At 61.2% G+C, this 19031-nt stretch carries 16 protein-coding genes; 10 read left to right on the plus strand and 6 right to left on the minus strand.

Going from position 1 to position 19031, the window contains the following annotated elements; translation table 11 throughout:
• Nucleotides 1-75 precede the first annotated feature (75 nt).
• The 3 genes from AAZU54_RS23820 to AAZU54_RS23830 all read right to left on the minus strand — a co-directional run bounded on the left by AAZU54_RS23820 (nt 76) and on the right by AAZU54_RS23830 (nt 2679).
• Nucleotides 76-390: a DUF2388 domain-containing protein gene (locus AAZU54_RS23820; RefSeq protein ID WP_186555849.1), complete on the minus strand. Its 315-nt coding sequence runs from the start codon at nt 388-390 to the stop codon at nt 76-78.
• 92 nt (nt 391-482) lie between these two features.
• A complete protein-coding gene (locus AAZU54_RS23825) occupies nt 483-2162 on the minus strand; it encodes a GspE/PulE family protein (protein WP_434727744.1) in 1680 nt (559 codons plus the stop codon).
• Between the two features lie 190 nt (nt 2163-2352).
• Entirely contained in the window at nt 2353-2679 is a 327-nt protein-coding gene (locus AAZU54_RS23830; RefSeq protein WP_186555851.1) for a hypothetical protein, read from the minus strand.
• A gap of 126 nt (nt 2680-2805) precedes the next feature.
• Here AAZU54_RS23830 and AAZU54_RS23835 point away from each other — a divergent pair, with 126 nt between their 5' ends.
• On the plus strand, nt 2806-3276 hold the full coding sequence (locus AAZU54_RS23835) for an Lrp/AsnC family transcriptional regulator (RefSeq protein ID WP_186555852.1): 471 nt from the start codon (nt 2806-2808) through the stop codon (nt 3274-3276).
• Here AAZU54_RS23835 and AAZU54_RS23840 read toward each other — a convergent pair.
• Nucleotides 3265-4662, minus strand: coding sequence for an inorganic triphosphatase (locus AAZU54_RS23840; RefSeq protein WP_186555853.1), 1398 nt, complete (start codon nt 4660-4662; stop codon nt 3265-3267). The two genes, AAZU54_RS23835 and AAZU54_RS23840, sit on opposite strands and share 12 nt — an antisense overlap.
• Before the next feature lie 177 nt (nt 4663-4839).
• Between AAZU54_RS23840 and argE the strand changes: the two genes are divergently transcribed.
• Together argE and argA are read left to right on the plus strand one after the other, a co-directional pair.
• The gene (gene argE, locus AAZU54_RS23845) at nt 4840-5982 is read left to right on the plus strand and encodes an acetylornithine deacetylase (protein ID WP_186555854.1); all 1143 of its coding nucleotides are present in this window, start codon (nt 4840-4842) and stop codon (nt 5980-5982) included.
• 126 nt (nt 5983-6108) lie between these two features.
• A complete protein-coding gene (gene argA / locus AAZU54_RS23850; protein WP_434727745.1) occupies nt 6109-7407 on the plus strand; it encodes an amino-acid N-acetyltransferase in 1299 nt (432 codons plus the stop codon).
• Between the two features lie 119 nt (nt 7408-7526).
• Here the strand turns inward: argA and AAZU54_RS23855 are convergent, their stop codons facing one another.
• Nucleotides 7527-8903, minus strand: a complete 1377-nt coding sequence (locus AAZU54_RS23855; RefSeq protein ID WP_186555856.1) for a glutamine synthetase family protein — start codon at nt 8901-8903, stop codon at nt 7527-7529.
• 667 nt (nt 8904-9570) lie between these two features.
• Here AAZU54_RS23855 and AAZU54_RS23860 point away from each other — a divergent pair.
• The 7 genes from AAZU54_RS23860 to AAZU54_RS23890 all read left to right on the plus strand — a co-directional run bounded on the left by AAZU54_RS23860 (nt 9571) and on the right by AAZU54_RS23890 (nt 17881).
• Entirely contained in the window at nt 9571-10929 is a 1359-nt protein-coding gene (locus AAZU54_RS23860; protein WP_186555857.1) for a glutamine synthetase family protein, read from the plus strand.
• A gap of 48 nt (nt 10930-10977) precedes the next feature.
• The gene (locus tag AAZU54_RS23865; RefSeq protein WP_186555858.1) at nt 10978-12339 is read left to right on the plus strand and encodes an aspartate aminotransferase family protein; all 1362 of its coding nucleotides are present in this window, start codon (nt 10978-10980) and stop codon (nt 12337-12339) included.
• Nucleotides 12340-12508: 169 nt separating this feature from the next.
• Complete coding sequence (locus AAZU54_RS23870; RefSeq protein WP_312152272.1) at nt 12509-13606, plus strand: polyamine ABC transporter substrate-binding protein; 1098 nt, start codon at nt 12509-12511, stop codon at nt 13604-13606.
• Nucleotides 13607-13779: 173 nt separating this feature from the next.
• On the plus strand, nt 13780-14874 hold the full coding sequence (locus tag AAZU54_RS23875) for a polyamine ABC transporter substrate-binding protein (RefSeq protein ID WP_312152273.1): 1095 nt from the start codon (nt 13780-13782) through the stop codon (nt 14872-14874).
• Nucleotides 14875-14931: 57 nt separating this feature from the next.
• Nucleotides 14932-16074, plus strand: coding sequence for a polyamine ABC transporter ATP-binding protein (gene potA, locus AAZU54_RS23880; protein WP_186555861.1), 1143 nt, complete (start codon nt 14932-14934; stop codon nt 16072-16074).
• Complete coding sequence (locus tag AAZU54_RS23885) at nt 16071-16991, plus strand: ABC transporter permease subunit (RefSeq protein WP_186555862.1); 921 nt, start codon at nt 16071-16073, stop codon at nt 16989-16991. The genes potA and AAZU54_RS23885 overlap by 4 nt, the downstream gene beginning before the upstream one ends.
• A complete protein-coding gene (locus AAZU54_RS23890; RefSeq protein ID WP_186555863.1) occupies nt 16988-17881 on the plus strand; it encodes an ABC transporter permease subunit in 894 nt (297 codons plus the stop codon). The genes AAZU54_RS23885 and AAZU54_RS23890 overlap by 4 nt, the downstream gene beginning before the upstream one ends.
• A gap of 232 nt (nt 17882-18113) precedes the next feature.
• Here AAZU54_RS23890 and AAZU54_RS23895 read toward each other — a convergent pair whose 3' ends face one another.
• Entirely contained in the window at nt 18114-18569 is a 456-nt protein-coding gene (locus tag AAZU54_RS23895) for an REP-associated tyrosine transposase (RefSeq protein ID WP_186555864.1), read from the minus strand.
• Between the last annotated feature and the right edge of the window lie 462 nt (nt 18570-19031).

The following is a 19031-nucleotide window of genomic DNA, read 5'->3' on the forward strand; positions in this document are numbered from 1 at the left end:
CCCACTGGTTCTGCTGTACCTGTGGGAGCGGGCTTGCCCGCGAGCGAGGGCAGAGCCCTCGCCCTATCCCGAGCGTTACTCAGCTAGCGCATTCTTGGCCAAAATCGCATTGGCCAGTTCCATGTCGCTAGCTTCCACCCCTGGGTTATCCGCCCGCACCTGGCGAATCGCCGCCTCCAGGAACGGCCCCCGAATCGCCCCTTCACTGGCCACGAAGCTACCGGCATCATCCTGTGCGGCGACCACCAGCTTGTGATCCTTGAAGGTCAGGTAGGTCGACGCAGTGGTAGCGCCGGAAGAAATCACGTTTCGCCAGAACGTGTCGGCCATGACGCCGCTAACGGGCAGGCAGAGCAGAGCAGCAGCGGCGATGGCTGTTTTGAGACGCATGGTGAATAACCTCGAATGATGAGGGCTGAAAAATGCCCGCTGTTGGAGCGGCTTTCAGTCATCCAAGTTCCCTTTTTCAAAGGGATTTTTCATCAGCTACAGACCCTCAGCACCTCGCTCAGGCTGGTCAATCCACGGGCGATTTTGTCTTCACCGCTGCGCCGTAGATCGTGCAGCCCTTCGCGCACGGCCTGCTGACGCAAGCTGGCCAGGTCAGTGTCCGGGCCGATACTGGCGCGCAGGCCAGCGCCCGGCACCAGCAACTCGAACAGCCCGGTGCGACCGTGATAACCGGTGCCGCGGCATAGCCGGCACGGCGTGCTGTGCAGGCCTGCCGTACCTTGGCAGTCGACACACAAGGTGCGCACCAGGCGTTGAGCCATGACCCCGATCAAGGTCGCCTTGATCAGGTAATCGGCCACGCCCAGCTCCTGCAAACGGGTGATCGCGCCGCAGGCGTCGTTGGTGTGCAGGGTCGACAGCACCAGATGACCGGTAAGTGCAGCCTGGACTGCGACCTGAGCAGTTTCGCGGTCACGGATTTCACCGATCATGATGATGTCTGGGTCTTGGCGCAGCAGCGCGCGTACGCCGTTGGCAAAGCCTAGGTCCAGGCCGGGCTGGACTTGCAGCTGGTTGAAGGCTGGCTCCAGGCGCTCGATCGGGTCTTCGATGGTGCACAGGTTGACCTGGGGCGTGGCCAGGCGTTTGAGGCTGGCATAGAGGGTGCTGGTCTTGCCCGAGCCGGTCGGCCCGGTCAGCAGGATGATGCCCTGGCGCTGGTTGAGCAGACCTTCCCACTGGCTCAGCAACACGCCATCCAGGCCCAGGTGATCGAAGTTCTCGTGCAATTGCTCTGGGTCGAACAGGCGCAGCACCAACTTTTCACCGAATGGCGTTGGCAGTGTGGACAGGCGCAGCTCGACCTCGGCGCCACCTGGCAGGCGGCTCTTCAAGCGGCCATCTTGCGGGCGGCGCTTTTCGGCCACGTCCATCCGTCCCAGGTGCTTGATCCGGCTAACCAGGGCCAATGTCACGCTGGCGGGAAAGGCGTACACGGTATGCAGCAGACCATCGATCCGGTAGCGCAGCTGGCCCTGCTCGCGGCGCGGCTCAAGGTGGATATCGCTGGCGCGCTGTTCGATGGCGTACTGCAGCAGCCAATCGACGATGTGCACGATATGGGCGTCGTCCGCGCTGGCTTCAGCCTGGCGCCTGCCCAGTTCCAGCAGCTGCTCCAGCTCGCCTAGCCCGTGGTCTTGTTGCAAGCCTGCGCCCTGTACCGAGTGCGCCAGGCGAAACAGGGTTTGACCGAGTTGGCGAATTTGCAGCGGGCTGGCCAGCACGCGCTGGATGGTCTTGCCCAGACTGCGCGCAAGATCGGCCTCCCATTCGCGTTGATAGGGTTGGGCGCTGGCGACAGTGACGCTGTGATCGTCCACCGCTACCGCGAGAATGCCGTGGCGGTTAGCGAAGGCGCGCGACATCACTGCGCTGATGCGCGACAGGTCGAGCTGCAACGGGTCGATGCGCAGGAAGGGTTGCTCGACCTTATCGGCAAGCCATTGGCAGAGGGTGTCCAGATCAAGCCGCTGGCCGGGGTGCTGGCGGTCTTCCAGGGCCAGTCGAGCGATGGTTTCCAGGGGATGGTCGGCAGCTGGGGCGGGGTGTTCGAGTACCTGAAGGGCGTCGTTGGGTTGCAGGCGTTGCTCGGCCAGCAGGGTGTCGAGCAGGCGGTTCAGGTCGAGGTCGTGGTTGTTGGCGGTGTGCATGCTGGCGGCGTCCTTGCCGAGGAGAGGAGTCCTGGAAAGGCTAGTCGGGCGGTGGTTGCACAGTTTCGGTGAACAGTTGCCGGATTTTACCGAGGCAGTGCCGGCCCTATCGCGGGGCAAGCCCACTCCCACGATGATCGGCAGGCCGCCAGTGGCTAGCTGTTCAGCAGGCAGTAGCTCCTGGAGCTGATCAGCAGGCTGCCAGCTCGTGAAGCTGCGGTTGGTTGACCAGCTCCACATCCGCCACACACACCAGGTTACGCAACTTTTGCGCGATCACCTCGGCGCGGTGCCAGCTCAAGCCACCAATGCCGATTTGGATATCCAGCCAATCCCCCTGCTGGCTCATCTGCACGCTGGTGGGTGTAAGAAACTGCAAGGCAAACAGGTTCAGCACCCGGCACAGGCTGTCTGGCTCGGCCTCAGCCTGCAGCTGATAGCGCACATTGCTGTGCGCGGCGCTGGCGGCCCAGGCGTCGGTGCGGGGTAGGGTGTCGGGCCGTTCGAGTGCGTTCATTGCTGTTCTCCACCAGGATGGGAGAATTCTGGCACGCTTGCAGCGGCATTTTTTCGCTATGATTCGATCAATTTGCCATGTTGGCAGATTGAATGATTCGTGATTTGGCAATTCGGAGAATTATCAATGCAAGCCGAGCTGGATGCTTACGACCGGCGAATTCTTGAGCTGCTCCAAGAGGATGCGTCGCTGTCCAGCGCGCAGATCGCCGAGCGGGTCGGCCTCTCGCAGTCGCCGTGTTGGCGGCGGATTCAGCGATTGAAAGAGGAGGGGGTTATTCGTGGCCAGGTCACGCTGCTCGACCGCAAGAAGGTCGGCCTGAACACGCAAATCTTCGCCGAAGTGAAGCTAAACGCCCACGGGCGTTCGAACTTCGCTGGCTTCACCGAAGCGATCCGCGAATTTCCAGAGGTGTTGGAGTGCTACGTGCTGATGGGTTCAGTGGACTTCCTGCTGCGCATCGTCACCCCGGACATTGAAGCTTACGAACGATTTTTCTTCGAAAAGCTGTCGAATGTACCGGGGATCCAGGAGGTCAATTCGATCGTGGCCTTATCCGAGATCAAGTCCACGACCAGCTTGCCGTTAACGCGTTGAAGGCGACTTGAGCAGGTGCTTCCAAGCGCGGTTCTGCTCGATTGCGCGGGCTTGCTCGATGCGCGCGTCCTGCAGCGCCAGAGACTGCTCGTCGTCCTCGGACAGCGGCTGCTCAGCCAGCTGGTGCAGCTTGTTCAGCTCGCCGTAGAGGCGGTCCAGCTGAGGCACGTCCAGCACTTGCCGGGCGTGGTGCAGCCAGGCTTGCAGGGTCTCGATGCGCGGTAGCTGCTCGGCCAGGTCTTCCGGACGCTGGACATACAGTGGCAGCTTCAGGGCGCGGGCTTCTTCGCCGAGCAAGTGTTGCAGCCAGCTCGACAGCTGCGCCTTGCCCTGGCGTTCACCACGGCCTTTACGTTCGACGGTCCAGGCTCGGGCAGTGAGCCAGCGCGAGGTTTGCAGGGAGAACTGGCCCCAGCGCGGGTCTTCCAGTTCTTCGGCGAACTGCTCAGGGGCGGCGCGACGAATGTCTTCATCATCGTTGCCGGCCATTACCAGCGGGCGCCAGTCTTCCAGCAGTGCATCGAGGCTGGCGCGCAGCTCGCGGGTGGTTGGCCGCGGCGCCGCCTGGCCCAGGCTACCGACCAGGGCGCGCAGCTCTGCCAGGCAGCGTACCCAGTCCTTGAGCAGGCTCCAATGGCCGTTGTGGCGATACTGCTCGGCCAAACGCTGGCTGCTGCCCAACAGTTGCCAGGCGAGCGCGGCAAAGGCGTCGTCCACCGCCATTTCGGCATCCAGCTCGGTGCCCGGCAGGCCCAGCTCGTAGCTGTCTGGCTCCAGCAGGCGGTAGCCGCGCTCGGCCTTGCTGATGTCGCAGGGCATCAGGGCCAGGGTGGCGGACAGTTCGGCGGCCAGTTCCAGCAGCGCTTCAGGTGCGCCTTCACGCAGCTCCAGCTCCAGCTCGCAGATTTCTTCCTTGCGCTTGCCGGCGATGACGAAGCCCTGATCCAGCGCGGCCTCGATGACGACCTTGGCCTTGCCACGGCCCCAGGAGATTTCGGCGAACTCGCGGGTGAAGTCGGTGGTGAACAGTGGCTTGATGGTTTTCTTGTCGAGCTCGGCCAGTTGCTCGGGCCAGCAGCTGGCGTCGAGTTTCTTCAGGTCGAGCTTGGCTTTGTCCAGCTGCCACTCGTACTCATTGCGCTCGGACAGCCCGGCGACGCTCTGGCCGCGGCACTTGAGGGTCTGGATGACGACATCGCCATCACGGCGCAGGCGCAGCGCGACACGGGCGGCGGACAGTTCACGCGCGGGGGTGTCGAAGTACTGGTTGAGCAGTTCGCGGGTCTGCCAGCCGGACTTGTTGCGCTTCTTCAGCAAAGGGTGCTCGCGCAGGGCGGCGAGGGTCTCGCGGCTGGCGCGGAGTTTGAGTTCGGTTTCTTTGTGCATCGCGGGCTCGAAGGAGGGGGCATCGTGGTGTGCAGTCTACAGCAGTACACCCACAAGGGTTCATTTGAGGTGGTGGATGGTTCACGACATAACTGGGCGCGCAGCGGCCCCGACAGTGCTTGCTCGGCCAGCGGCATGCAGGGTTATGATGAACCCACGCTTTTGAGGAGTACGCGCATGCCGTTGCCGTCGCTGAAAGACCAGTTCGCCGCCCTGATCGCTGCGCCTTCGGTCAGTTGTACCCAGCCTGCGCTGGATCAATCCAACCGTCAGGTCATCGAGCTGTTGGCCGGCTGGCTGGGCGATCTGGGCTTCAAGTGCGATATCCAGCAGGTCACCCCCGGCAAATTCAACCTGCTGGCCAGCCGGGGCACGGGTCCTGGCGGCTTGGTACTGGCTGGCCACAGCGACACTGTGCCGTACGATGCCCAGCTGTGGAAAACCGACCCGCTGAAGCTGACCGAGGTCGGTGATCGCTGGGTCGGCCTGGGCAGCTGCGACATGAAGGGTTTCTTTGCCCTGGTCATCGAGGCGGTGCTGCCGCTGCTGGAGCATGACTTCAAACAGCCGCTGCTGATCCTCGCGACCTGTGACGAAGAAAGCTCCATGTCCGGCGCGCGCGCCCTGGCCGAAGCGGGCCAGCCACTTGGCCGCGCGGCGGTGATCGGCGAGCCCACCGGGCTCAAGCCGATCCGCATGCACAAGGGCATCCTCATGGAGCGCATCGAGATTCTCGGCCGCAGTGGCCATTCGTCGGATCCAAGCCTGGGCCGCAGTGCCATGGAAGCCATGCACGCGGTGATGGGCGAGATGATCGCCCTGCGCCAGCAATGGCAGCAGACCTATCGTAATCCGCAGTTCAGCGTGCCGACACCGACCCTGAATTTCGGCTGTATCCATGGCGGCGACAACCCCAACCGCATTTGTGGCCAGTGCGCGCTGGAGTTCGACCTGCGCCCGCTGCCGGGCATGGACCCAGAGCAACTGCGCGCGGCCATCCGCGAGAAACTGGTGCCGCTAGCCGAGCAGCTCGATGTGCGTATCGACTACAAACCGCTGTTCCCGGAGGTGCCGCCGTTCGAGCAAGCGGCCGACGCCGAACTGGTGCAAGTGGCCGAGCGCCTGACTGGCCATCGCGCCGAAGCGGTGGCCTTTGGCACCGAAGCGCCGTACCTGCAGCAGCTGGGTTGCCAGACCATTGTGCTGGGCCCTGGCGACATTGCCTGTGCCCATCAGCCGGGCGAGTACCTGGAAATGTCACGTATCGAGCCTACCGTGCGTCTATTGCGTGATCTGATCAGGCACTATTGCCTGAGCTAAACGTCCATTGACCTGATTCGTTCCTGCCTAGAGGAGAGTACGCGTGACCGCAAGCCTGTTCCGACGATGACTTTCGAACGTTGTGCGCCTTGACCGTTCTCCGTCCACTTATCCACAGGCTCTGTCATGCCCGAATACGTCAACTGGCTACGCCATGCGTCCCCGTACATCAATGCCCATCGCGACTGCACCTTCGTGGTCATGCTTCCTGGCGATGGCGTCGAACACCCGAATTTCGGCAACATCGTCCACGACCTGGTACTGCTCCACAGCCTTGGCGTGCGCCTGGTGCTGGTCCATGGCTCGCGTCCGCAGATCGAGAGCCGTCTGTCGGCCCGCGGCCTGACCCCGCACTATCACCGCGGCATGCGTATCACCGATGCCGCCACCCTGGACTGCGTGATCGATGCGGTCGGCGCCCTGCGGGTGGCCATCGAGGCGCGTCTGTCGATGGACATGGCCGCTTCGCCGATGCAGGGCTCGCGCCTACGCGTGGCCTCCGGCAACCTGGTCACCGCCCGCCCAATCGGCGTGTTGGAAGGGGTGGATTATCACCATACCGGTGAAGTCCGGCGGATCGACCGCAAAGGCATCAGCCGCTTACTCGATGAGCGCTCCATTGTGCTGTTGTCGCCATTGGGCTATTCGCCGACCGGCGAGATTTTCAACTTGGCCTGCGAAGACGTGGCCACCCGCGCTGCGATCGAGCTGGGCGCGGACAAGCTGCTGCTGTTTGGCGCCGAGCCGGGCTTGCTCGATGAGAATGGCCGGCTGGTGCGTGAGTTGCGGCCACAGCAGGTCGCGCCGCATCTGCTCCGCCTGGGTACTGACTATCAGGGTGAATTGCTCGATGCCGCCGCCGAGGCCTGCAAAGGCGGCGTGGCGCGCAGTCATATCGTCAGTTATGCCGATGACGGTGCGCTGCTCACCGAGCTGTTCACCCGCGACGGCGGCGGCACCCTGGTAGCCCAGGAGCAGTTCGAGATTGTCCGTGAGGCGACCATCGAGGATGTCGGCGGCCTGCTGGAACTGATCAGCCCGCTGGAAGAGCAGGGCATTCTGGTGCGCCGCTCGCGTGAGGTGCTTGAGCGTGAGATCGAGCAGTTCAGCGTGGTCGAGCGCGACGGCATGATCATCGCGTGTGCGGCGCTGTATCCCATTGCTGATTCCGAAGCGGGGGAGCTGGCGTGTCTGGCGGTGAACCCGGAGTACCGTCATGGCGGGCGCGGCGATGATTTGCTGGAGCGGATCGAGACGCGGGCGCGGGCGTTGCGGTTGAAAACCCTTTTCGTGCTGACTACGCGCACGGCGCACTGGTTCCGCGAGCGCGGCTTTGAGCCAAGCGGCGTCGAACGGCTGCCGGCGGCGCGGGCGTCGCTGTACAACTTCCAGCGTAATTCGAAGATTTTCGAGAAGTCGATCTAAGCGGGGGCAGTGCTAGGCATTATCTCAGCGCTGCCTGTACTGGGGCTGCACAGCAGCCCCAGTACACACGACACAAAGCGCACTACGAAAAACGCCGTCTGAGAAGACGGCGTTTTCATTTACACGGTATGCAGATACCAGTTGTACTCGAGGTCAGAGATCGAGTGCTCGAACTCCTCCAGCTCGCTCTCCTTGCACGCGACAAAGATGTCGATGTACTTCGGATCGATGTACTTGTTGAGGATCTCGCTGTCGTCCAACTCGCGCAGCGCATCGCGCAGGTTGTTCGGCAGGCTTTGCTCCAGCTGCTCGTACGAGTTGCCTTCGATTGGCGCGCCAGGCTCGATCTTGTTGGTCAGGCCATGGTGCACGCCTGCCAACACGGCCGCCATCATCAGGTACGGGTTGGCGTCGGCACCGGCTACACGGTGCTCAAGACGCACGGCGTCCGGCGAGCCGGTGGGTACGCGTAGGGCCACGGTGCGGTTGTCCAGGCCCCAGCTCGGCGCGTTGGGCACGTAGAACTGAGCGCCGAAACGGCGGTACGAGTTGACGTTCGGGCAGAGGAACGCCATCGACGCGGGCAGGGTCTCGAGCACACCGCCGACAGCGTGACGTAGCGCGGCGTTCTGCTCGGGATCCTCGCTGGTGAAGATGTTGTTGCCATCTTTGTCCAGCACGGAAATGTGTACATGCAGGCCGTTGCCTGCCTGGCCCGGGTAGGGCTTGGCCATGAAGGTGGTGTCCATTTCATGGTCGTAGGCGATGTTCTTGATCAAGCGCTTGAGCAGCACCGCGTAGTCACAGGCCTTGAGCGGGTCGGCGACGTGGTGCAGGTTGACTTCGAACTGCGCCGGGGCGCTTTCCTTGACGATGGCGTCGGCCGGAATCCCCTGCTCTTTGGCCCCTTCGAGGATGTCCTGCAGGCAGTCGGCGTATTCGTCGAGGTCGTCGATCAGGTAAACCTGGGTCGACTGTGGGCGTTTGCCGGAAATCGGCGAGCGCGGCGGTTGTGGGCGGCCATTCACGTTCTCCTGGTCGATCAGGTAGAACTCCAGCTCGAAGGCGGCGCAGATGGTCAGGCCCAATTCATCGAACTTGCTCACTACCTGACGCAGCACTTCACGTGGATCGGCGAAGAACGGCTCGCCTTCGATCTCGTGCATGGTCATCAGCAGCTGAGCGGTCGGGCGTTTTTGCCAGGGCTCGTTGGACAGCGTGTCAGGGATCGGATAGCAGATGCGGTCCGCATCGCCGATGTCCAGACCCAGGCCCGTGCTTTCAACGGTAGAGCCGTTGATGTCGAGGGCGAAAAGGGAGGCCGGCAGGTTAATGCCTTTCTCGTAAACCTTGTGGAGGCTGGTGCGCTCAATGCGCTTGCCGCGCACCACACCATTCATATCTGCAATCAGAAGGTCAACGTAGAGAACCTCAGGATGTTCCTTAAGGAACGCGTTCGCTTCGTTAAGCTGAACGGCACGCGGGGGTACCGACATGATGCAACACCTTTGTTGTTAAAAATATCAATCAAGGGGGGCTTGCAACCCCAGTCAATCGGAAAGACCTACTGAAGTCAAGCCAACCCCATGATGCCCTGAAATGGCACATCGACGGCCGATTTGCTGCATATCGGGGCGTGCCATTATCCGCTATTTTCCCTCGGAAGGGTTATCTCACGCGGGCCGTGTTTTATTTTTTACGGAGATGTTGTGTAAAAAAATGAACAAGGCTAAGCTCGGCCTCAACCCAAAACACAATAATACGAGGGTCACATGGTCCGCTTGCCGCGACCTGCACGTGCTGCCTGCGCAGCGCTTTCAGGTACCCGTTCCGCTCGCCGCAAGGTCTTCGCGCACAGCGCCGTAGACGTCGATGCCCTGGCCGCAATAATTGACGGTCGGCACGGTCCATTCACCTTAAGTAGCAGTTTACTGCACGCCTTTCGTTTTTCCTGCCCTTCGAATGCTTCATGGATACACGCCTTGCGCGGGTATGCAGTGACGTCCTGCGCGCGCCGCTTTGCTTTGCCACGGCAGTGCATCCAGAATCAATGCGTGGGTCTGCTGCGGCCATTGCAGCCGAGCAGCGTCCACCTTGATCGACGCCAGGCGTCAGTAGCGCCCGACATACTCCAGCCGGGCCACCTTACCTCCTGAGGTATTTATGAGTAACAACCTCGACCAGCTCACCGATTGGTTGAAAGAGCACAAGATCACCGAAGTGGAATGCCTGATCAGTGACCTGACCGGCATCACCCGCGGCAAGATCTCGCCGACCAACAAGTTCATCGCCGAAAAAGGCATGCGCCTGCCCGAGAGCGTATTGCTGCAGACCGTGACCGGCGACTACGTCGACGATGACATCTATTACGAGCTGCTGGATCCTGCCGATATCGACATGATCTGCCGTCCCGACGAGAACGCGGTGTTTCTCGTGCCATGGGCCATCGAACCGACCGCCCAGGTGATCCACGACACCTACGACAAGAAGGGCAATCCGGTCGAGCTGTCGCCGCGCAACGTATTGAAGAAAGTGCTCAAGCTCTACGCTGACAAGGGCTGGCAGCCGATTGTCGCACCAGAGATGGAGTTCTACCTGACCAAGCGCAGCGAAGACCCGGACTTCCCGCTGCAACCGCCAGTCGGCCGTTCGGGCCGCCCGGAAACCGGCCGCCAGTCGTTCTCGATCGAGGCTGCCAACGAATTCGACCCGCTGTTCGAAGACGTCTACGACTGGTGCGAACTGCAGCAGCTGGACCTCGACACGTTGATCCACGAAGACGGCACGGCGCAGATGGAGATCAACTTCCGTCACGGTAACGCCCTGCACCTGGCTGACCAGATCCTGGTGTTCAAGCGCACCATGCGCGAGGCCGCGCTCAAGCACAACGTCGCCGCCACCTTCATGGCCAAGCCCATGACCGGCGAGCCCGGCAGCGCCATGCACCTGCACCAGAGCGTGGTCGATGCGCACACCGGCAAGAATATCTTCTCCAATGAAGATGGCAGCATGAGTGAGCTGTTCCTCAACCACATTGGCGGCCTGCAGAAGTTCATCCCCTACGTGCTGCCGCTGTTCGCCCCCAACGTCAACTCGTTCCGCCGCTTCCTGCCCGACACCTCGGCACCGGTCAACGTCGAGTGGGGCGAAGAGAACCGCACTGTGGGGCTGCGCGTGCCCGATGCCGGTCCGCAGAATCGCCGGGTGGAAAACCGCCTGCCGGGCGCCGATGCCAACCCCTACCTGGCGATTGCCGCCAGCCTGCTGTGCGGCTACATCGGCATGGTCGAAGGCATCAACCCGAGCGCGCCGGTCCAGGGCCGGGGTTACGAGCGGCGCAACCTGCGCCTGCCGCTGACCCTCGAAGATGCCCTTGAGCGAATGGAGAACTGCCAGGACCTGGAGAAATACCTGGGCAAGAAATTCATTACCGGCTACGTCGCGACCAAGCGCGCCGAGCATGAAAATTTCAAACGGGTAATCAGCTCCTGGGAACGTGAGTTCCTGCTGTTTGCCGTCTGATCAACCCTGGGGCCGCAGGAGCGCGGCTGTCGCAAAACGGAGAAGCACATGAGCGTCAACAACCCGCAAACCCGTGATTGGCAAACCCTGAGCAGTGAGCACCACCTGGCACCTTTCAGCGACTACAAGCAGCTGAAAGAGAAAGGTCCGCGCATCATCACCAAGGCCCAGGGCGTGCATTTGTGGGACAGCGAGGGGCACAAGATCCTCGACGGCATGGCTGGGCTGTGGTGCGTGGCGGTCGGTTATGGCCGAGAAGAACTGGTGCAAGCGGCCGAGAAGCAGATGCGCGAGCTGCCGTACTACAACCTGTTCTTCCAGACCGCCCACCCGCCCGCGCTGGAGCTGGCCAAGGCGATCACCGACGTGGCCCCCAAGGGCATGACCCATGTGTTCTTCACCGGCTCCGGCTCCGAAGGCAATGACACCGTGCTACGCATGGTCCGCCATTACTGGGCACTCAAGGGCAAGCCGCACAAGCAGACCATCATCGGCCGCATCAACGGCTACCACGGCTCCACCGTTGCTGGCGCAAGCCTTGGCGGCATGAGCGGCATGCATGAGCAGGGCGGCTTGCCGATCCCGGGCATCGTGCATATCCCGCAGCCGTACTGGTTCGGTGAAGGCGGCGAGATGAGCCCGGACGATTTCGGCGTGTGGGCTGCCGAGCAGTTGGAGAAAAAGATTCTCGAGGTCGGCGAAGACAACGTCGCCGCCTTCATTGCCGAGCCGATCCAGGGCGCTGGCGGGGTGATCATTCCGCCACAAACCTACTGGCCGAAGGTGAAAGAGATCCTCGCCAAGTACGACATCCTGTTCGTCGCTGACGAAGTGATCTGCGGCTTCGGCCGTACCGGCGAGTGGTTCGGCTCCGATTACTACGACCTCAAGCCCGACCTGATGACCATCGCCAAGGGCCTGACCTCCGGTTACATCCCCATGGGCGGTGTGATCGTGCGTGACACTGTGGCCAAGGTGCTCAGCGAAGGCGGCGATTTCAACCACGGCTTCACCTATTCCGGCCACCCGGTGGCGGCGGCGGTAGGCCTGGAAAACCTGCGCATTCTACGTGACGAGAAAATCGTCGAGAAAGCCAAGACAGAAGCGGCACCGTATTTGCAGAAACGTCTGCGTGAGCTACAGGACCACCCACTGGTGGGCGAAGTGCGCGGCCTGGGCCTGCTCGGCGCGATCGAGCTGGTCAAGGACAAGGCGACTCGCAGCCGTTACGAGGGCAAGGGCGTGGGCATGATCTGCCGAAACTTCTGCTTCGAGAACGGCCTGGTGATGCGCGCGGTAGGCGACACCATGATCATTGCGCCGCCGCTGGTGATCAGCCATGCCGAGATCGACGAGCTGGTGGAAAAGGCACGTAAATGCCTGGACTTGACCCTTCAAGCGGTGAAATGACCACCTGCTACGCTAGCGTTGTGACATTAAGCGGTTACAAGGCCCTGCTTTCCTTGAAACAGCGCCTTGTAACTTGCCAGACTAGCGACTGTTTCAGTCGCCCAACGCGTGTACTGCGGGACCTGGCAGCTGAACGGATGGCTAATTAAAAAAATCTGGAGCATGACGCATGAAGAAAATGGGCAAGACGTTGCTGGCCGCAGCCCTGATGGGTGCCATGGCCACTGCTGTTCAGGCTGAAGACAAGGTGTTGAACGTCTACAACTGGTCGGACTACATCGCGCCGGACACCATCGCCAAGTTCGAGAAACAGTCTGGTATCAAGGTCAAGTACGACGTCTTCGACAGCAACGAGACCCTCGAAGCCAAGCTGCTGGCGGGCAAGTCGGGCTACGACGTGGTCGTGCCGTCCAACAACTTCCTGGCCAAGCAGATCAAGGCTGGCGTCTACGAAGAACTGGACCGTTCCAAGCTGCCGAACTGGAAGAACCTCGACGAAGACCTGCTCAAGGCCGTCGGTGACGCCAGCGACCCGGGCAACAAATACGCCTTCCCCTACATGTGGGGCTCGATCGGCATTGGCTACAACCCAGAGAAGGTCAAGGCCGCGCTGGGCGTGGACAAGATCGACTCGTGGGACGCCGTGTTCAAGCCAGAGAACATCGCCAAGCTCAAGAGCTGCGGCGTGAGCTTCCTGGATGCGCCGACCGAAATGCTCCCGGCTGCGCTGCACTACCTGGGCAAGCCGAGCAACAGCATGAACAAGGAAGACTTGAAGGCTGCTGAAGACCTGTTCCTGAGCATCCGTCCTTCGATCACCTATTTCCACTCGTCCAAGTACATCGGCGACCTGGCCAACGGCAACATCTGCGTAGCGGTCGGCTACTCGGGTGACCTGGAGCAGTCCAAGGCCCGCGCCCACGAGGCCGGTGACAAGGTCAAGCTGGACTACATCATTCCTAAAGAAGGTGCCGGCACCTTCTATGACATGGTCGCCATTCCCAAGGATGCCGAGCATAAGGAAGCCGCCTACAAGTTCATGGACTTCCTGTTGCAGCCTGAAGTCATGGCCGAGATCACCAATGCCGTGCGCTTCCCGAACGGCAACAAGGCCGCGACCCAGTTCGTCGACAAAGACATCACCAGCGACCCCAGCATCTATCCACCAGCCGACGTGAAAAAGCAGCTGTACGCCATTGCCGCTCCAGAAGCTGCAACCCAGCGCCTGATCACCCGTAGCTGGACCAAGATCAAGTCGGGCAAGTAAGCCTGTGCTCAAGCCCTCTGCGCCGGGGTTCCCCGGCTCAGGGCGGCTGTAAGGCAAATAAGTTTGCGGCATCGAGTCTGCAACGGTAAGTTGCGCGCCGGTTTCGCGTGTACGGCGCGGCTTACTACTACGGCACACCGTCACTGAATGCACTGATTGTGAGGAGCATCCACTTGTCTATTTCTGTATTTCGCAAAGCCTTGATGGCTGGAGCGGGCCTGACGCTGGCATGCAGCGTCCAAGCGGCGCCAACGGTGCATTTCTATAACTGGTCGGACTATATCGGGCCGACCACCCTCGCCGATTTCGAGAAAGAAACCGGGATCAAACCGGTACAAGACGTCTTCGATTCCAACGAGACCCTGGAAGGCAAGCTGCTGGCCGGTCGTACCGGTTATGACGTGGTGGTGCCGTCCAACCATTTCCTCGGCAAGCAGATCAAGGCGGGCGCGTTCCAGAAGCTCGACAAGAATCTGCTGCCCAATTATTCCAACCTGGATCCTGCGCTGATGAAGCGTCTGGAAAAGAACGATCCGGGCAACCAGTACGCCGTGCCTTATCTGTGGGGCACCAATGGCATCGGCTACAACGTCGACAAGGTCAAGGCGGTGCTGGGCGTAGACACCATTGATTCGTGGGCGGTGCTGTTCGAGCCGGAGAATATGAAAAAGCTCTCCACCTGCGGCGTGGCCTTCCTCGACTCGGCGGACGAAATGCTGCCGGCGGTGCTCAACTACATGGGCCTGGACCCGAACAGCACCAATGCCAAGGACTATGCAAAGGCCGAGCAGAAGCTGCTGGCCGTGCGTCCCTACGTGACCTACTTCCATTCCTCGAAGTACATCACCGATCTAGCCAATGGCGACATCTGCGTCGCTGCCGGTTTCTCCGGCGATATCTTCCAGGCCAAGGCCCGTGCTGAAGAAGCCAAGAAGGGCGTTAACCTGGCCTACGCGATTCCCAAGGAAGGCGGCAACCTCTGGTTCGATGTCCTGGCGATTCCGAAGGACGCCAAGAACCTCAAAGAGGCGCACGCCTTCATCAACTATTTGCTGAAACCTGAGGTTATCGCCCAGGTCAGTGATTACGTCGGTTACGCCAACCCGAACCCCAAGGCTGGCGACCTGATGGACCAGGCCGTGAGGACTGACGCCGCGGTTTACCCACCGCAGGAAGTGCTGGACAAGATGTTCGTCAACAGTGAGTTGCCGCCCAAGGTGCAACGTTTGATGACCCGCAGCTGGACCAAGGTCAAGTCGGGCAAATAATCATCCAGACCCGCCACGCCAAGGGCGGGCTTAAAAATCTTGTTGGGAGTTTCACTCATGGCAGTTGCCTCCGGTGCCTATAAGAAAGCCCTCGAGGGTGGCCAGCAACCCAAGCAGGTGCTGGTCAAGATCGACCGGGTCACGAAGAAATTCGACGAAACAATTGCCGTGGACGATGTGTCCCTGGAAATCCGCAAAGGCGAGATCTTCGCTCTGCTCGGTGGCTCCGGCTCCGGTAAGTCGACCTTGCTGCGGATGCTGGCAGGCTTCGAGCGTCCGACCGAAGGGCGGATCTTCCTCGATGGCGTCGACATCACCGACATGCCGCCCTACGAGCGGCCGATCAACATGATGTTCCAGTCTTACGCGCTGTTCCCGCACATGACCGTGGCGCAGAACATCGCCTTCGGCCTGCAGCAGGACAAGATGCCCAAGGCCGAGATCGAAGCCCGTGTGGCCGAGATGCTCAAGCTGGTCCACATGACCCAGTACGCCAAGCGCAAGCCGCACCAGCTTTCCGGTGGCCAGCGTCAGCGGGTAGCCCTGGCTCGCTCGCTGGCCAAGCGCCCCAAGCTGCTGCTGCTCGACGAGCCGATGGGCGCGCTGGACAAGAAGCTGCGCTCGCAGATGCAGCTGGAGCTGGTCGAGATCATCGAGCGCGTGGGTGTAACCTGCGTGATGGTGACCCACGACCAGGAAGAGGCCATGACCATGGCCCAGCGCATCGCCATCATGCACCTGGGGTGGATTGCCCAGATCGGCTCGCCGATCGACATCTACGAGACCCCGACCAGCCGCCTGGTCTGCGAGTTCATCGGCAACGTCAACCTGTTCGAAGGTGAAGTGGTCGACGACGCCGAAGGCCACGCGGTGATCGCCAGCCCTGAGCTTGAGCGCAAGATCTACGTCGGCCACGGCGTGACCACCTCGGTCGAGGACAAGCACATCCTCTACGCACTGCGTCCGGAGAAGATGCTGGTCACCACCCAACAGCCGACCTGCGAGCACAACTGGTCGCGCGGCAAGGTGCACGACATCGCCTACCTGGGTGGTCACTCGGTGTTCTACGTCGAGCTGCCGAGCGGCAAGGTCGTGCAGTCGTTCGTGGCCAATGCCGAGCGCCAGGGCACCCGCCCAACCTGGGGCGATGAAGTGTACGTGTGGTGGGAAGATGACAGCGGCGTGGTACTGCGCTCATGAAAATCCGCAAGCTCAAGCGAGCCTTCCAGCGCCTGGTCCCGGAGGGACGGCACCTGGTGATCGGCGTGCCGTTCATCTGGCTGTTCCTGTTCTTCATGCTGCCGTTCTTCATCGTCCTGAAGATCAGCTTCGCCGAAGCCGACGTGGCCATCCCGCCGTACACCGAGATCTACAGCTACGTCGAAGACAAGGTCCAGCTGGTCCTCAACCTGGCCAACTATGGCCTGTTGACCGAGGATGAGCTGTACATCTCGGCCTACCTGGGCTCGTTGAAGATGGCCTTCTTCAGCACCCTGTTGTGCCTGTTGATCGGCTACCCGATGGCCTACGCCATTGCCAACGCGCGCAAAGAAAGCCAGACCGTGCTGTTGCTGCTGATCATGATGCCGACCTGGACCGCGATCCTGATCCGCGTATATGCCTGGATGGGCATTCTCAGCAACAACGGGCTGCTCAACAGCTTCCTGTTGTGGATCGGCCTGATCGACCAGCCGCTGCAGATCCTCAACACCAACCTGGCGGTGTACATCGGCGTGGTCTATTCGTATCTGCCGTTCATGATCCTGCCGCTCTACGCCAACCTGGTCAAACATGACCAGAGCCTGTTGGAAGCCGCCTCTGACCTGGGTTCGAGCACCTTCAACAGCTTCTGGAAGATCACCGTGCCGCTGTCGAAAAACGGCATCATTGCCGGCTGCATGCTGGTGTTCATCCCGGTGGTGGGCGAGTTCGTCATTCCTGAGCTGCTCGGCGGCCCGGAAACCCTGATGATCGGTAAAGTGCTGTGGCAGGAATTCTTCAACAACCGTGACTGGCCGGTAGCGTCCGCGCTGGCGGTAGTGATGCTGGCGATCCTGATCGTGCCCATCCTGCTGTTCAACCGCAGCCAGGCCAAAGAGATGGAGGGCAGGGCATGAAGCGCTTCAGTTTCTCCAAGCTGATGCTGGTGCTCGGCTTGCTGTTCATCTACCTGCCGATGCTGATCCTGGTGATCTACTCGTTCAACGCCTCCAAGCTGGTAACGGTGTGGGGCGGCTGGTCGATCAAGTGGTACGTCGGCCTGCTCGACAACTCGCAGCTGATGGGCTCGGTGATGCGCTCGCTGGAGATCGCCTGCTACACGGCGATCGCCGCTGTGGCGCTGGGCACCCTGGCGGCCTTCGTGCTGACCCGCGTGACCCGCTTCAAGGGCCGCACGCTGTTCGGTGGTTTGGTGACCGCACCGCTGGTCATGCCTGAGGTGATCACCGGTCTGTCGCTGTTGCTGCTGTTCGTGGCCATGGCGCAGATGATCGGCTGGCCGCAGGAGCGCGGCATCGTCACCATCTGGATTGCCCACACTACGTTCTGTGCGGCGTATGTGGCGGTGGTGGTGTCGGCGCGCTTGCGCGAGCTGGACCTGTCGATCGAAGAAGCGGCAATGGACCTGGGTGCCAAGCCGTGGAAGGTGTTCTTCCTGATTACCATCCCGATGATCGCGCCATCGCTGGCGGCGGGCGGCATGATGTCGTTCGCCCTGTCGCTGGACGACCTGGTGTTGGCCAGCTTCGTCTCGGGGCCAGGTTCGACCACCTTGCCGATGGAAGTGTTCTCGGCGGTGCGTCTGGGCGTGAAGCCTGAGATCAACGCCGTGGCCAGCTTGATTCTGCTGTCGGTGTCGCTGGTGACCTTCATGGTCTGGTACTTCAGCCGCCGCGCTGAAGAGCATCGTCGCAAGGCGATCCAGCAGGCTATCGAGGAAGGCGCTGCGGCGAACTTCTCGCAGCCACAGGTCAAGCGCCCGTCTCCGGCTGCCGCGTCGGCTTGACCCACCCGCTTAGGGCCGCACTGCGGCCCTAAGCGGCGGTTCGGCGTTCTTTGCTCCGGCGCAACGTCAAAAGTGATGATGCTCATCAGTTGTGCTGGACCTTACCCCAGCCTGACACCACTCATTTCTCATCAGTTGTGCTGGACCTTGTCTAAGCCTGACACCATTCATTTTCATCAGTGATATTGGACCCTGTGGGAGCGGGCTTGCCCGCGAAAGCCGCACCGCCACTTCACAGCCAAGCACTGTCCCAATGCGGATAATCACCAATGTGGTCGACCAGCTCGGCACGTACAGGATTATGTGCAATGTATTCGGCCACGGCGCGCACGCTTTCCTCCTTGCGCAGCGCACGGTCCTGATACCCAGGCTGCCATATCGGTTGGCACGCAATACCCGTCTTGCGCAAGGCCATAGCTGAGCGTGACTTGAACCTGCGCATCAGTGTGCCCAGCGTCACTGCCTTCAATTCGAACAACCAGTGCACATGGTCCGGCATAACCACCCAGGCTAGAGACTGGCAGGCATGCTCAAGATCGGCCTGGCGAATTTGCTGGACCACCAGCCGAGCTCTGTGAAAGTCACGAAAAAGCGGATTGCGCTGGGAGGTGACGGTGGTCAACAGATAGCGTCTGCCTGGCTCGGAAAAGCGACCACGGCGAAGTAGGTAGGACTCGGCGAGGGACATTTGGATCTTCCTTGAAAGTGAATACCTTCTGGAAAGTAGCGGCTCGAATGCAGGTCGCGGGTGGTTGTTGGTTTCTGGATGTGGCAAGGGTTGGCTGTGGCTGTGCCGGCCTCTTCGCGGGCAAGCCCGCTCCCACAGGTATTGCGGGTGTCTCGAGATAGCGGGGTGTCTGTTGGGCTTGATGGTTTCTGGATGTGGCAAGGGTTGGCTGTGGTTGTGCCGGCCTCTTCGCGGGCAAGCCCGCTCCCACAGGTATTGCGGGTGTCTCGAGATAGCGGGGTGTCTGTTGGGCTAGATGGTTTCTGGATGTGGCAAGGGTTGGCTGTAGTTGTGCCGGCCTCTTCGCGGGCAAGCCCGCTTGTATGGTTAGACTTGAAGGGGTGGTGGGACTAAATGCCCGATTCTGACTGTTCGCAGCAGTACAGACCGTGGGAGACATCGCCCCACCCCTTCCACCAAAGC

Source organism: Pseudomonas sp. Je.1.5.c (assembly GCF_051129895.1).
GTDB lineage: Bacteria > Pseudomonadota > Gammaproteobacteria > Pseudomonadales > Pseudomonadaceae > Aquipseudomonas > Aquipseudomonas urmiensis.

What these genes read in the sequence shown, in the direction of transcription:
- AAZU54_RS23820 (WP_186555849.1), bottom strand. Translation starts at nt 390, where the DNA reads ATGCGTCTCAAAACAGCCATCGCCGCTGCTGCTCTGCTCTGCCTGCCC.
- AAZU54_RS23825 (WP_434727744.1), bottom strand. Translation starts at nt 2,162, where the DNA reads ATGCACACCGCCAACAACCACGACCTCGACCTGAACCGCCTGCTCGAC.
- AAZU54_RS23830 (WP_186555851.1), bottom strand. Translation starts at nt 2,679, where the DNA reads ATGAACGCACTCGAACGGCCCGACACCCTACCCCGCACCGACGCCTGG.
- AAZU54_RS23835 (WP_186555852.1), top strand. Translation starts at nt 2,806, where the DNA reads ATGCAAGCCGAGCTGGATGCTTACGACCGGCGAATTCTTGAGCTGCTC.
- AAZU54_RS23840 (WP_186555853.1), bottom strand. Translation starts at nt 4,662, where the DNA reads ATGCACAAAGAAACCGAACTCAAACTCCGCGCCAGCCGCGAGACCCTC.
- argE (WP_186555854.1), top strand. Translation starts at nt 4,840, where the DNA reads ATGCCGTTGCCGTCGCTGAAAGACCAGTTCGCCGCCCTGATCGCTGCG.
- argA (WP_434727745.1), top strand. Translation starts at nt 6,109, where the DNA reads ATGCCCGAATACGTCAACTGGCTACGCCATGCGTCCCCGTACATCAAT.
- AAZU54_RS23855 (WP_186555856.1), bottom strand. Translation starts at nt 8,903, where the DNA reads ATGTCGGTACCCCCGCGTGCCGTTCAGCTTAACGAAGCGAACGCGTTC.
- AAZU54_RS23860 (WP_186555857.1), top strand. Translation starts at nt 9,571, where the DNA reads ATGAGTAACAACCTCGACCAGCTCACCGATTGGTTGAAAGAGCACAAG.
- AAZU54_RS23865 (WP_186555858.1), top strand. Translation starts at nt 10,978, where the DNA reads ATGAGCGTCAACAACCCGCAAACCCGTGATTGGCAAACCCTGAGCAGT.
- AAZU54_RS23870 (WP_312152272.1), top strand. Translation starts at nt 12,509, where the DNA reads ATGAAGAAAATGGGCAAGACGTTGCTGGCCGCAGCCCTGATGGGTGCC.
- potA (WP_186555861.1), top strand. Translation starts at nt 14,932, where the DNA reads ATGGCAGTTGCCTCCGGTGCCTATAAGAAAGCCCTCGAGGGTGGCCAG.
- AAZU54_RS23885 (WP_186555862.1), top strand. Translation starts at nt 16,071, where the DNA reads ATGAAAATCCGCAAGCTCAAGCGAGCCTTCCAGCGCCTGGTCCCGGAG.
- AAZU54_RS23890 (WP_186555863.1), top strand. Translation starts at nt 16,988, where the DNA reads ATGAAGCGCTTCAGTTTCTCCAAGCTGATGCTGGTGCTCGGCTTGCTG.
- AAZU54_RS23895 (WP_186555864.1), bottom strand. Translation starts at nt 18,569, where the DNA reads ATGTCCCTCGCCGAGTCCTACCTACTTCGCCGTGGTCGCTTTTCCGAG.